This is a genomic window from Pontibacter sp. SGAir0037, from assembly GCF_005491705.1.
Taxonomy (GTDB): domain Bacteria; phylum Bacteroidota; class Bacteroidia; order Cytophagales; family Hymenobacteraceae; genus Pontibacter.
In genome coordinates, this window is the sequence record NZ_CP028092.1 from 779809 (window position 1) to 793343 (window position 13535).

Here is a 13535-nt window from a genome sequence, read left to right on the forward strand (position 1 = left end):
GTATCTTTGATCTATAAAAGGGAAGGCTGTAGCGGTTATATTCCTGATGCAAAACTGCCTACCGTTGTGCAGGATAAATTTTCGCTAAATACCACGATACAAGACATGTTTTTGGTTAACGCATTAGCCTTTAATGGCTCCAATGTAATTATCTTAGTATTAGTAAAAAAATATGCCTTTAAGTTACATACGGGATAATGGCAGCTTTGTCTATGAAAAATTGGCGCTGCACGGATGGTGGCAGGAAAAAAAGAAGCCCTGCTTCTACGAAAGAAACAGGGCTTCTAAAATGTATAGGATCATACTTAAGCTTCCGGCATCAGCCTTACTACCAGGCCGTCTAACTCAGGTTTAGCTTTTAGCTGGCAGGAAAGGCGGCTTCTTTCAGTAGCGTGGGGCAGCGATTCAAGCATGTAAGCTTCATCGTCGCTGGGCTCCGGCAACTCGCCGCTTTCCAGCACTTCTACGTGGCATGTGGCACAGATTGCCATACCTCCGCATATGGCCGGAACATCAAATTCATTTGCCTTCAGCACTTCCATAATAGACAGGCCCATGTCGGTTGGCGTTTCCAGCGGAATACGTTCGCCGTTTTCCTGTTCCAGGTATACTGTGATTGTGTTTTCCATTAAGCTAGTTCTTGAATACCGTTAACTGTTGTGTACTTCAGTACGAATTTTTTATCCGGGTAAATGATATTATAAGCACTTTGTGCCATTAAGGCAGCTTCGTGGAAACCACACAGGATCAGTTTCAGCTTACCAGGGTATGTATTAATGTCGCCGATGGCATAAACGCCTGGTATGTTAGTGGAGTAATCGGTGGTGTTTACTACAATGGCATTTTTATCGAGCTCCAGCCCCCAGTTCTCGAGCGGACCCAGCTTTGGCACGAGGCCGAACAACGGAATGAAGTAATCGACATCAAGTTTCTGATTTGCATTATTATCTACAAGAACAGAAACGGCATTCAGTTTACCATTGCCCTGCACTTCCACCACATTGGATTTCAGCATCAGGTTTATTTTTCCTTCTTCTGCCAGGCTAAGTACCTTCTCTGCCGACTCAGGTGCGCCCCGGAAAGTAGTGCCACGGTGCACCAGTGTAAGTTCTTCTGCTACATTAGCCAGGAAAATAGTCCAGTCAAGGGCAGAGTCACCGCCACCTGCCAGTACTACTTTTTTATCTCTGAATGTTTCCGGATCTTTCACCATATAGGCAACTCCCTTGCCTTCGAACTGCTCCAGGTTTTCAACGGCTGGTTTGCGCGGTTCAAAAGAACCTAGTCCGCCGGCAATTACCACCACCTTACAAGCTATCTGAGTGCCTTCAGAAGTCAACACTATAAAAGAGCCGTCTTCCTGCTTCTGGAGCTCTTCTACACGCTCACCTAAAGTAAAGGTAGGGTGAAAGGGAGCAATTTGCTGTTCCAGGTTTTTAACCAGATCGCCTGCCAGTACTTCCGGAAAGCCGGGAATATCGTAGATCGGTTTCTTGGGGTATATTTCCGAAAGCTGGCCTCCTACTGCCGGTAAGGCATCTACCAGATGGCAGCGCATTTTAAGTAAACCAGCTTCAAAAACGGCAAACAAGCCTACAGGACCTGCCCCCACTATGCATATATCTGTTGTTATCATGTAACTGTTTTGTTAAGATGAAGAATTCGGTAATCTGCTGCACCTTTTTCTACGCTGCAATTTACGCTTATTCTGCTACAATATCTTATCACTATTCTTTATGGATTATAACTTTAAGTTATAAGGTGTAGCGCAGGCGCCTTTAAATTTACTTTTCTATGAATCTGTTGCTTAATGGTTATACTGTATGTTACAAATACATGGAAGAAGTACTTCGGCTTTATGTCTGCACCTTTTTTACAACCTAAATCAGCAGACAATTTGTTCCCTTACCAGCTCTTGTAAACGTTGTGCATTAAAGGCTGCATAGCCATTCTGGTCGTTATCGAAATAGATGTAGATATCTAAGCCTCGAGCATGCCAGGCACGACAGTTATCAACCCACCAGCGCAGGGTTTCTTCTGTATAGCTGCCACAGTACTTTGCCTCAGGTCCGTGTAAGCGAACGTACACAAAGTTGGATGTTACTTCGAAGGGCGACTGGTGGTACTCCAGTTCGTAAATGCAGAAGGCCGCCTGGTACTGTCGGAGCAGGTCGTACACTGCAGGATGATACCAGCTGGGATGGCGGAACTCGAAGGTATAGCGGTAATAGGGTGGTAGTTGGGCCAAGAAACTGCGAAGGCGCTCCAGGTTAATGCTCCACATGGGCGGCAGCTGAAACAGGACAGGCCCCAGCTTCTCTTCAAGGGCATTTACGTTCCCGAAAAAACGGGCTATGCTTTCCTGGGGGTCTTTCAGCTTTTTCATGTGCGTAATAAAGCGGCTAGCCTTTACAGCAAACAAAAAGTTATCGGGAACGGAGGCCCGCCAGTTAACAAAAGTCTCGGCAGAGGGCAACTTATAAAACGAGTTATTGATTTCTACTGTACTAAAAAAACGGGTATAGTAATCTGTAAAACCTTTTGATCTTAAACCATGCGGGTAGAAATTTCCCATCCAATGCTTGTAGTGCCAACCCGAGGTACCAATACATATCATGCTTTTTCAGACGCTAGATGATAGACATTAGATACTGGAATTCAGGATTGGAGTTATATGCTTTTCCGATCATAGACAAAAGATCTGTATAGAAAGTGTTGCTTGTTCTTCTAAATAGGGAGAAAAGCTTTCATGCTAAAACGGTGCATACACTTCAGGAGCAACGATAATTTATGGTTTAGGCTCATCGTCCCACAAGGCTACAACTGGTTCGTCTCCGGCTTTTTGCCAGGCCCTTTTCAGGAGGTTGGTGTTACTGGCGTAGGCAATGTTGCCCTCCGGATCCATTGCCAGAATGCCTTTGTCGCCCTGTAGCTTTTCGTCGTATACTTTTACAGCTTTCTCTGTTGCGCTTTGCAGGGATTCCCCGGCATACTTCATGATGGCATATACTTCGTGCGCCAGTACGCCCCGCATGATAACTTCTCCTTCGCCAGTGCAGCTTACGGCACAAACATCGTTACTGGCAAAGGTGCCTCCACCGATAATCGGGCTGTCTCCAAGCCGGCCTTTATGCTGGTCGGTAAGTCCGCCGGTAGAAGTAGCTACAGCCAGGTTTCCGTTTTGGTCTAAAGCAACGGCGCCAACCGTATCGTGCTCCGACAAGTTGCCTGCTTTTTGTTTTTCCACCCAGGCTTTCTTCTTATCTTCTGTAACAAAGTATTCAGGAGGCATTAGTTTTAAATTGTTCGCTAAGGCCAGCTCTTCAGCGCCAGTGCCTGTCAGGAAAGTATGCTTACAGTGTTCCATGATAACCCGGGCCAGTTCAATGGGATTCTTCACATAACGGACGCCACCTACAGCACCTGCCTGTAACGTTTTCCCATCCATAATGGCCGCATCAAATTCTGTTTCGCCACGTTCTGTTAAGCTGCCTCCCTTGCCGGCGTTAAACACCGGATTGTCTTCCATGCTTTTTACGGCTGCTGTTACAGCATCTATGGCTGTGCCGCCTTTTTCGAGTATGGCATACCCGGTCGCAAGTGCTTCGGCTAAGCCCTGTCGGAATTTTTCGGCATGTTCCGGGGTAATGTCTTCACGTTTCACCTGCTCGGCACCGCCATGTAGGGCAATAGCAAATTTGTTCATAGCTTAAAAAGAACCTCCTAGCTTTTATTATTCAGCAATTACGCTTCTGTGTTGAATGATGCGGAAGCTTTCGATGAGCTTGATGGCTTCCGGTATGTCTTCTGAGAAAAGTGTGATAAAGGCACCTTGTGGGGCATACTCCAGGGCATAAGCCAATGCACGTGTTTCAGAACTGATCTCTGTTACCTTTATGTCTTTACCTGTTGCCTGGATGCCCTGTTTCAGCAAACTGTTAATCTCGTCACCGGAACGGCCTCTCAAATCTTTGTCTTGCCGGATAATTATTTCATCAAACATTCCTGCTGCCAGACGCCCTACTTGTTGCAGATCTTCGTCACGCCGGTCGCCCACACCGGCAATAATACCGATCTTATGAGTAGATGGTACATTCGATAAGAAGTCGCCTATTGCCTCCATACTGGCAGTATTGTGAGCGTAGTCGATAAGCACTTCATATTTCGGCAGCTGAAACAAGTTCATGCGTCCCGGAGTGGTTTCAGCCGAAGGCAGGAAGGTGCGTAAAGCTCTTTTTATCTCGGCCACCTCGAAATGGGAAATATAGCCTGCCAACGTAGCTGCCAGCACATTATGAATGTTAAACCTTGCCCGGCCGCCGAACGTGAGCGGAATGTCAGCCACACGATCAACCCGGATTTTGTAGGTGTTCTTAAATATGGAGATGTAGCCATTTTCCAGCACCGCCGCCAGGCCTCCCTTGCTGATGTGTTTGAGAATGCGCGGATTTTCTTCGTCGAGGCTAAAGAAAGCTACTTTGCAGCGAAGCCCGTTTGCCATTTCGTACACCAGGTCATCGTCAGCATTTAAGATGGCATATCCATCCGGACAAACGGTGCGGGGGATAACAGCTTTTACCTGTGCCATTTCCTCCAGGGTGTTAATATCCTTCAGGCCCAAATGGTCGGCAGAAACATTCATAACAATGCCAATGTCGCACTGCTGGAAAGCCAGGCCGGAGCGGAGCATACCGCCACGGGCACATTCCAGAACGGCAAAGTTTACAGTAGGATCTTTTAAAACAAATTCGCTGCTGTAGGCTCCGGTGGTGTCGCCTTTAATAATGCGTTTATCCTGTATGTAAATACCGTCGGTTGTAGTGTAGCCCACCTGAAAACCCCTGGATTTAACCATGTGCGCAATTAAGCGGGTGGTGGTGGTTTTACCATTGGTGCCTGTTACGGCCACAATCGGAATGCGGCTAGGGGAGCCGTGCGGGAAAAGCATATTGATAATCGGCTCAGCCACATTGCGCGGCAAACCTTCGGTAGGGGAGATGTGCATACGCAAACCCGGGGCAGCGTTCACTTCTATCACAGCTCCTCTTGTTTCGGGTAGAGGAATGGCAATATCAGAGGTCATTACATCAATGCCGCAAATATCCAAACCGATAATACCGGCAATACGTTCGGCCATCAGCACATTGTACGGGTGCACCAGGTCGGTGACATCGGTGGCAGTGCCGCCTGTGCTCAAGTTGGCCGTACTTTTCAGGTACAGTATCTCTCCCGCCGGAAGCACCGATTTCAGGGTTAACCCTTTTTCCTTTAAAATGGAGCGGGTGAGTAAATCTACTTTGATGTGCGTGAGAGCCTTCTCGTGGCCGATGCCGCGTCTGGGGTCTTTGTTTACCTCTTTTATCAGCTGTTGAATGCTGGAAACACCATCTCCTACAACCATAGCCGGCGTACGTTTGGCAGCAGCTATAAATTTGCCGTTTATCACCAGCAGGCGGTAATCTGCCCCTTCTATAAACTGCTCTACCATCACATTCTGCGAATAGCGCTGTGCTTCCGACAAACCCTTCAAGGCATCTTTCCAGGTGGGAATGTTAATGCTGGCACCCTTGCCCTGGTTTCCGTCCAAAGGCTTGGTTACGATAGGATAACCCAGTTCTGCTACAGCTTCGACCAGCTCTTCGGCGTTACGCACGATCAATCCCTTTGGTACAGGCACACCAGCATCTTCCAGTATCATTTTAGTAGCGTGCTTATCACCTGCGCTTTCTACTCCGAAGCAGGAAGTGCTGCTGGTCATAGCTGCCTGTATGTGGCGCTGGTGAATGCCGTAGCCCAGCTGAATAAGTCTGCGGGAGTGGTTGTTGATATAAGGAATGTTGCGGCTGACGGCTTCTACCACGATGGCTTCTGTGCTCGGGCCGAAATACTCATCTTCCCTGATCTGGTGCAGCTTGGCAATATCCTGGACAATACTTACTTTTTTGCCTCTGGCCAGTGTTTCGGCTATACGCACAGCAGCTTCGGCTGCATATTCCCCGGCTCGCTCCTGCTGATAAGAGAAAACTATAAAATCAACGCCTGGGTCTGCCGTAGGGTACCGCCTGCCGTAACCGCTTTCCATTCCTGCCATCGTTTGCAGTTCCAGGGCAATGTGCTGAACAAGCTTACTGAGTGTTGTGCCTTCCTGAACCAGCTGCAGGAAACCTCCCTCTGTGCCGATAGACGAACGGTGTTCGGTCATACCCGGGAACAGGCGCTGTAGCTTATCAGCCAGGCCGGGTATGTTGTTTGTCTGTAGATGCTGAAGATCTTCCAGATCCAGCTTAATAACTATGATTTTGGGGTGTTTAATGGACCAGTAGTTTGGCCCACGCATTATCCTTAACTCAACGATATTCATAAATATCTTATTTGGTCCTGTTAAAATGCTCCGGAGCCTATTGCTTTTCTTTAAATAATAGCCTGAAATTTCAGGCTAAGGTGCATTGAAGTGATTGTACGTGCTTGTTCATTCTTGGTGAAAACTTAGTGGCTCAATTACCTTTATTTATTTCTAAAATAAGTATTTAGTGCAGTGTTTCCATATATCATACGTGTTAATAACCTGCTCCGGCTGCCCGGCACAGGCCTAAACCGGCAGAAGAATAGCAATGTTAAAATAAAATTATATTAAGATGAGTGAATACTCACTTTATTGTGTCTTTTTTGCCTTTATTCACATGGCATGACACAACCCCAATAGTAGCTCTACGTTAATATCATAGATTTTATTCAAGTTAAAATTTAAAATTTGAAAGCTATGGCAAGAGATTATGAGCGCAACCAGCACGATAGCGGTTATGGAGCCCGCAACAATAACTATGGTTCTTCAAGAGACAACAGAGAATCAGATGAGGAAAGAGGCTTTTTCGACCGTATCGGAGACACTATCAGCAATGCCTGGGACAGAGTAACAGGCGGAGAAGACGAGGATAACGATAGAAGAGGAACTAACTATTCTTCTGATCGCGGCTACGACAGAGGAGGATACGACTCAACAAACTATAGAAATTCAGATAACTACAGGAACTACGGCGCATCGGCCAGGGGAGATTTCAGCAACGGAACTTCTTACGGCGGGGGCGGTAGCACCTACGGAGGAGGCTCTGCCTATGGCCACTCAAACTACGGTGGATCAGGCAATACACCGGCATCTGGTTTTAGCTCCGGCAACTCCAGAAACGACAAGTACTCCAGCGGAAATTACGGTAATTCACAACGCAACTCCGGTTATAGCGACACCAACCACGGAACATCAGGCAGAAGCAGAAGCTACAATTCTTCCGGGGGAATGGATGCAGGTAACAGAAGTTACATGGGCAGTAGCAACTATGGTTCCGGAACGGGCAACAGAGGAAACTACAGCTCGATAAACGAACGTGAAGGCTATAGCGGCTCTGGTTTCGGTGGCTCTAACTATAGTTCTCGTGGTAAGTTCGGCGGTTCTGAAGAGTACGGCTCAATGAGCGGTGGCGATTCCAGGGGCGGCGACTATGGCTCACGCGGCAGAAGGGATGAATATGGATCAGCTTCCGGCTACGGCTCAGGTTCTATGCGCGGCAACGACGACTATACCAGTGGCTCCGGCTACTCGCAGGGAAATTACAACTCGTCGCAGGGCGGAAGCAGAGGCGGCTCGTCCTATGGCAGCAGCTCTATGGGTATGGGCAACTATAGCTCCGGAAGCAGTGGAGGCTATGGTTCTTCCGGTATGGGATCAGGATCGGGTTATGGTGGTTCGCGCGGTGGAGATTATGGCTCTATGCGCGGAAACGATTACTCCGGCAGCGGATATGGAAGCTCATCTTCTGAGAACAGAAATAACCGGGATGATAACAGGGGAAGACAGGGAACTTCGCAGAACAACCATAACAGCAACCGCCGTTCTTCTGAGCAAAACAGGAGAGACGAGCAGGATTGGTAATCCACTCGCATCAAACAGTAAGGGCCTGCCGATCGGCAGGCCCTTACTGTTTGATGCGATGCTACCAGTGTAGCTCAGGCTCATGTTAAAGCATGCTGAATAGTATCTGTTATGGTAAAGATCTTGTCGAGGCCCAGAATGCTGAAGATGTTTTTTATTTTAGGTTGTAACTCGGTAAAGACAAAAGCTACCTCTTTTTGCTGACAGGCCTGGTAAGCGGCCAGGAAGACACCCAGACCTGCCGAAGATACATAACTGAGCCTGCTGCACTCAATAATTAGTGTTTCAGGCGCTAAGTTAATAGCCTGTTCAATGGCTTGATCGGCTGTTACAGAAGAACTGGCATCGAGTTCACCTGATAAAGCAAGAATAAAATTATTGTCCAGCAAAGTCTTTTCTACTTTAAATGCATTCATATTAGTTAGAGCGTCTTGCAATAAAGTCTCTCATTTTAAGAGCTTTATCATAATGAAAGTACGTTAGCTGAAACTCTGTTCAGCCTTACTTTCTGGTGATTCAGTTATTTTATCTCTAAAAGTAGCCTTTAAATTTTAATTTATTCCTGTGCCATATACGTATGTTCCCGGAAAAATACGTAATAGGTTCGCCGTTTCGATCAGGTGCCTGCTCTGATTAAAGCCGCTGATTGTAATAATACTGGCATGTGTGTAAAACTGAATGGCGCTATAATTCGTAAATTGTTCGGTCATAACACTAGCTCTTCAGGGTTACTGATTTTTAGACAGTTAACGCTTTGTAAGTTTAGTAACCTGCTTTTTATCTACTTCCTAATTGAAAACAAACACTTAAACATCTTTTAAATTAATGCTACGAGTTCAATAATTTTCTTGCTAAATCATGATTAAATTGATTCTTACTGATGATCACAAGATTATCAGGGATGGTGTGAAGGCTCTATTAAGGGATGAGCAAAATATTCAAGTAGTTGGGGAAGCCTCTGATGGTGAGGAGCTAATAGAGTTACTGTCTAAGCAATCGGCGGATGTCGTATTGATGGATATTAATATGCCCCGCCGTGACGGCTTTGAAACAACACGCTATCTGAAAGAGCATTTCCCGTCGGTTATGGTACTTGTGTTATCGATGCATAACCACGGAAGTTATGTAAACAAGGTTCTGGAAGCAGGTGCGAAAGGCTATATTTTAAAGAACGCCGGAAAAGAGGAATTAACCTCTGCCATTAAACTGGTGGCAAGCGGTAATTTGTTTATTTGTTCAGATGTGGCGTTGGAGCTGCTCAAAAAGGCACAGTATACAACCGTACGGTCCTCGGGTGAGGGTATGAGTGTAAGTTCCCCTGCCCCGGAAAGTCCGGATGCAAACACAAGCCAGCACCGCGAACTTACAAAACGGGAGGTAGAGGTGCTGCTGCTGATCGCGGAAGGCTATACCAATGCAGAAATCGCCGATAGGTTATTTACGAGCAAGCGTACCGTAGAAACGCACAGGCAAAACCTGCTGGAGAAAACACAGATGAAGAATACGGCAACGTTAATCAAGTTTGCGCTTCAGAACGGCTTGATTTCCTAAGCTTTTACACCACTGTATGCTGCTGAGTTTCGCAAGGCCGGGCGTAAAGAGCCTGCAGTAGAGCTTTGTCAGTTAATGTATTGCCTGTCAGCTTTGTTGGTGCATCTTAAAGTAAATGCTGAACTGAGTGCCTTCGCCTACTTTGCTTTGTACCTCAACGCGACCGCCTAAAGCTTCTACCTGTGTTTTAACAAGGTATAAACCAATTCCCTTGCCAGCAATGTTCGGGTGAAATCTCTTGTATAGTTTAAAAATGTTCGATCCTACTTTTTCCAGGTCCATACCCGAACCATTGTCTTGTACCTGCACACAAACAGAATCGGCAACAACTTTACTTTTAACATACACTACTAGCGGAACAGCCTCTTTTCTGTACTTCACAGCATTGTTGAGCAGGTTGTGCAAAATGCTGTATAAATAAGCACGTCGGCCTAAAATCGTACAGGCATCTTCTTCCATGTCAAGTTCAATGCAATAGAGATCGGGTGAATAACTCTGTTCGATACTTTGAATAACATCGTGGCAAACCGACTCAAGGTTTACAGGTTCCAGCTGCTCACTTCTTTCAGCGTTTTTAACTGAAAGGATCAGGTTAAGGTCTTTGATGACGGTGTCCAGTCGTCTGGCGCTTAAAGTAAGGTTTTCCAGCGTCTGGGTATACTGTTCAGAGGAAGTATTCATTCTGTTCAGTATACTGGTAAGCCCCAGTATATTGGCAACGGGTGCCCTTAGGTTATGCGAAACAATATAAGTGAACTGCTGTAAATCCTGGTTCTGGTAAAACAGGTTTTCCGTTAGCTCTACCAGTTTATCCTCTGCCAGCTTTCTGTCAGTAATATCTGTGTGTACAGCAATCAGGTAGTCTACCTCGCCTTTATCGTTATGGATAGGGCTGATGGAGATACTATGCCAGAACTTCTCGTTGTTCTTGGTATACCCGACCGCCTCGTGCGAGAAAGGAATGCCTAAGTCTGAAAGTTGCTTGAAATGGTTTTCCGTTTCCTTGTCTGTTTCTGGGCCTCTCAGGAATGAAACAGGCACTTTGCCTTTTATTTCGTCCAGGGTAAAACCGGTAAGGCGGGTAAAGGCAGAGTTAACCCATTCAATCTGAGAATATTTATTTGTTATAACCACTGCATTGGTAATGGTGCTGGCAACGAGCGATAGCTTTTTAAGCTCGTCCTGTGCAGCTTTCTGGGCCGTTACGTCCTTAAAATGCACGGCAATTCCTTTATCGTACGGATAAATATTGAAATGGAGGGTGCCGTTACGCGAAGGAACATAAAGTATAAATTTCGTGGAGATGCGGTATTTAGCAACCCGAAGGCATTTGTCGTAAAATTTTGTGTTTTTGGCTTCTGGAATCAGGTGCCATATATTCTGTTTATGGATGTTACTTTTTTTCAGGTTCAGAAATTCGGCAAACCCCGAGTTTGCATAAGATACCCGAAACTGTTTATCTAGCGCAAAAAAAGGCTCCTCCATACTTTCGAGGATGTTTTCTAGCCGGATAGCCTGCTTCTTTACCAGCTTATCAGCTTTTTTCAAATCCGTGATATCTTTAGCAATGCCCTGCACACTTCTTGCTTTTCCGTTTTCAAGCACAGGTACCAGGGTAATGCTGATAAACAGCATGCCTTTATGTTTGCTTCTTATCTTGGTGGTGAATGTTAATGCTACTCCTGACAGCGCTTTGTGAAAGGCATGTATAGACTTTTCAAGAAACTTTGAGGTCAGGAAAAACGAATAGTGTTTGTCCCGGATATCTTCTGCAGTATAACCTGAAATGCGAGAAGCTTCCAGGTTTAAGTCTGTTATAAACCCAAGTGCATCCATTGTAAAGACAGCATCCGGGTGATTGTAATACAGTAACTTGAACTGGGAAGAATAGTCGTCCTCCTCCGTCGGATCAGCAGGTGCTGCTTCGAAAGAGGTATCGCCATCAGAACGAGCAGAAAGCTCCAGTACAACCTGGTTAGCAGAAATGCTGTTGGCCATCACATTGAACTTCAACCATTCCCCGTTTTCATGCTGCAGCCTGAGCGACAAAGCCTGGTTTCTGATTTCTCCGTCGGTTAATTGCTGTAGCAAATTTAGCAGCGAAGCCGTATCCTGTTCATGAACATAATGAAAGAACATGTGCCCCACTAGCTTACCGGTCCTGTAATTGAGAATAGTTTCAACAGCAGAACCTGCATAGCTGCATATGCCTTCTGCATCCAGAATAGCAGTGAAATATGTTTCTTTACGAGTTGCAGTTACATTTAAGGCAGGTGAGGGCTCCATCTTTCTTTATCAACATTAAAATTCCTTCGGCATCAATTGCTAATTACTTTATAAACAGCAGCTGTAATATAGTAATAATTTAAATTAAACAAGCGTATGGTTTTTGTATTTACCAATGATGCCACCTTCTAACAGCGATAAACACCAGCAATAGTGAACAGTTCAAAAAATTAAATTAAACTAGCTGATTTAAGTTCTGAACAAGCTTTAGTATTAGTTTTTGTCTAATTAAGAGCCATTCTTTTACTGCTAAAAGGTGCTTTTTCTTTTTCCAGGATAATTTAAATTATTTCTTTATTGAAGCTTTCTTTGAACATTTCCGGTGTGGGGTTAAGTGTAAATTCTTTCTATATACATATTTAAAATCAGAATCAACTTAAACAATACTGATTGTTCTTAGTATAAAATACCTATTTTTGCTGCTTCTTTTGTCACCTGGTAAAAACATCTAGTCTAAAGTTGACCAACAGGAGTAACTGTTGCACCATAATGCCGGAGTTCAGCTATTCATCAGACGCAGGAGAGAGGGTGTGAAGCGCTACCATGCACTAACCATAAATAAATTGAGGTTGGCTTGGTTTTAGCTATAAAATGTATTGCAAGATTAAGTTTAGAAGAGTATTTTTAATTTAGTATATTAAATATTTAAATCTTAGAATCAATTATGCATAATGTCTATGAAGGTAAAGTAATGTGGTCTCACTTGGATGCAAATATGCATATGCGCCATTCTGTATATGCTGACTTTGCAGCCCAGGCCAGAATTGCCATTTTGGATAGTATAGGATTAGACTTTAATGTTTTTCGAGAGCTTAACATCGGGCCTATCCTTTTCCGGGAAGAACTGCTTTACCTGAAAGAAGTCGGTCTAAATGATACACTGAAAGTTACGCTGGAGCTAACCAAGAGCAGGACCGACGGATCGCGCTGGTCAATCAGACATTCCATCTATCGTGGTGATGGCGTGAAAGCAGCTGTCGTAAATGTTGACGGTGCCTGGATTGACACGATGAAAAGAAAACTAACCACTTTGCCTTCTGAACTGGCTGAAAAATTTATGGATCTGCCTAAAAGCATGGATTTTGATGAGGTGCCGGCCTAAAGACGTAGTTAAAAAGTAATATATTCCCATATTCTGAAAAGCCTCCCTGATTTGTACTCGGGAGGCTTTTTTGTGCTCCTGTAGTTGGCTTTTCTATGAATGTTGCTCCTATATTACAATATTTTAGGTATACATTACAGTCGCAGAAACAGGGGCAACTTTGAAATTTAATATTTTATAATTTTTTAATAATTTATATAAAATATTGAACTTGTGTTATGTGATAATTGTCTGTAATACTGAGGGTTAATTAATATGAGAGAATTAGAAAGACTTCAGGAAGGACTAGGAAAAAGCAACATGCTTTTATTAAAGAAAACACAACAAGGTTTAGAATGCATCTTCCTGAGGGAAGGTATGGCAGTAGACAGCTTTATGGTGCAACAAGGTATACTGGCAGATGCTCTGAATAAAACAGGTATAAACGGTATTGTTGAGGGAAATAATTTTGCCAGGCTTAAAACGGATTATAGTTGGTTTTCTTTACACGTGAAGTCCAGAGCGCTTTACATGCAGCTTCAGCAGACACAGCCTCAGGTCTTTATCTAAATCTCCTGCTCAGACATATTTACTGGTTTAGCAAATTTTAACACAAGCCCCTGGCACTTCAGTGCCAGGGGCTTGTGTTGTTTTCAGGTTTCTGGAAACCTATAAAAGCAATTGCAGTATGAT

General features: G+C 44.7%; 12 protein-coding genes. 4 read left to right on the top strand and 8 right to left on the bottom strand.

Annotation, left to right across the window (positions count from 1 at the left end; translation table 11 throughout):
- Positions 1 to 305: 305 nt before the first annotated feature.
- From C1N53_RS03110 to cphA, 5 genes are all read right to left on the bottom strand, one after another.
- Positions 306 to 629, bottom strand: coding sequence for a 2Fe-2S iron-sulfur cluster-binding protein (locus C1N53_RS03110; RefSeq protein ID WP_137757937.1), 324 nt, complete (start codon positions 627 to 629; stop codon positions 306 to 308).
- Positions 629 to 1636, bottom strand: coding sequence for an NAD(P)/FAD-dependent oxidoreductase (locus tag C1N53_RS03115; RefSeq protein ID WP_137757938.1), 1008 nt, complete (start codon positions 1634 to 1636; stop codon positions 629 to 631). Before C1N53_RS03115 ends, C1N53_RS03110 begins: the two co-directional genes overlap by 1 nt.
- Before the next feature lie 249 nt (positions 1637 to 1885).
- Positions 1886 to 2617: a DUF72 domain-containing protein gene (locus tag C1N53_RS03120; protein WP_137757939.1), complete on the bottom strand. Its 732-nt coding sequence runs from the start codon at positions 2615 to 2617 to the stop codon at positions 1886 to 1888.
- A 171-nt stretch (positions 2618 to 2788) separates the two neighbouring features.
- On the bottom strand, positions 2789 to 3706 hold the full coding sequence (locus C1N53_RS03125; protein WP_137757940.1) for an isoaspartyl peptidase/L-asparaginase family protein: 918 nt from the start codon (positions 3704 to 3706) through the stop codon (positions 2789 to 2791).
- 27 nt (positions 3707 to 3733) lie between these two features.
- Positions 3734 to 6361: a cyanophycin synthetase gene (gene cphA, locus C1N53_RS03130; protein WP_137757941.1), complete on the bottom strand. Its 2628-nt coding sequence runs from the start codon at positions 6359 to 6361 to the stop codon at positions 3734 to 3736.
- Between the two features lie 399 nt (positions 6362 to 6760).
- Between cphA and C1N53_RS03135 the strand changes: the two genes are divergently transcribed.
- Positions 6761 to 7924 carry a hypothetical protein gene (locus C1N53_RS03135; protein WP_137757942.1) on the top strand — a complete coding sequence of 388 codons (1164 nt, stop codon included), beginning with the start codon at positions 6761 to 6763 and terminating at the stop codon, positions 7922 to 7924.
- 80 nt (positions 7925 to 8004) lie between these two features.
- On the opposite strand, the gene C1N53_RS03140 is transcribed toward C1N53_RS03135, so the two are convergent.
- Both C1N53_RS03140 and C1N53_RS22450 read right to left on the bottom strand, forming a co-directional pair.
- Positions 8005 to 8340, bottom strand: a complete 336-nt coding sequence (locus C1N53_RS03140) for an STAS domain-containing protein (protein WP_137757943.1) — start codon at positions 8338 to 8340, stop codon at positions 8005 to 8007.
- A gap of 135 nt (positions 8341 to 8475) precedes the next feature.
- On the bottom strand, positions 8476 to 8634 hold the full coding sequence (locus tag C1N53_RS22450; protein ID WP_168193948.1) for a hypothetical protein: 159 nt from the start codon (positions 8632 to 8634) through the stop codon (positions 8476 to 8478).
- A gap of 148 nt (positions 8635 to 8782) precedes the next feature.
- On the opposite strand from C1N53_RS22450, the gene C1N53_RS03145 reads away from it, so the two are divergent.
- Positions 8783 to 9475 (top strand): response regulator transcription factor, encoded by a 693-nt coding sequence (locus C1N53_RS03145; RefSeq protein WP_137757944.1) that lies wholly within the window; start codon positions 8783 to 8785, stop codon positions 9473 to 9475.
- 87 nt (positions 9476 to 9562) lie between these two features.
- On the opposite strand, the gene C1N53_RS03150 is transcribed toward C1N53_RS03145, so the two are convergent.
- Positions 9563 to 11761 (bottom strand): PAS domain S-box protein, encoded by a 2199-nt coding sequence (locus tag C1N53_RS03150; protein ID WP_137757945.1) that lies wholly within the window; start codon positions 11759 to 11761, stop codon positions 9563 to 9565.
- 664 nt (positions 11762 to 12425) lie between these two features.
- Here C1N53_RS03150 and C1N53_RS03155 point away from each other — a divergent pair.
- The gene (locus C1N53_RS03155; protein WP_240773367.1) at positions 12426 to 12863 is read left to right on the top strand and encodes a thioesterase family protein; all 438 of its coding nucleotides are present in this window, start codon (positions 12426 to 12428) and stop codon (positions 12861 to 12863) included.
- 255 nt (positions 12864 to 13118) lie between these two features.
- A complete protein-coding gene (locus tag C1N53_RS03160; RefSeq protein WP_137757946.1) occupies positions 13119 to 13412 on the top strand; it encodes a hypothetical protein in 294 nt (97 codons plus the stop codon).
- Positions 13413 to 13535 lie beyond the last annotated feature (123 nt).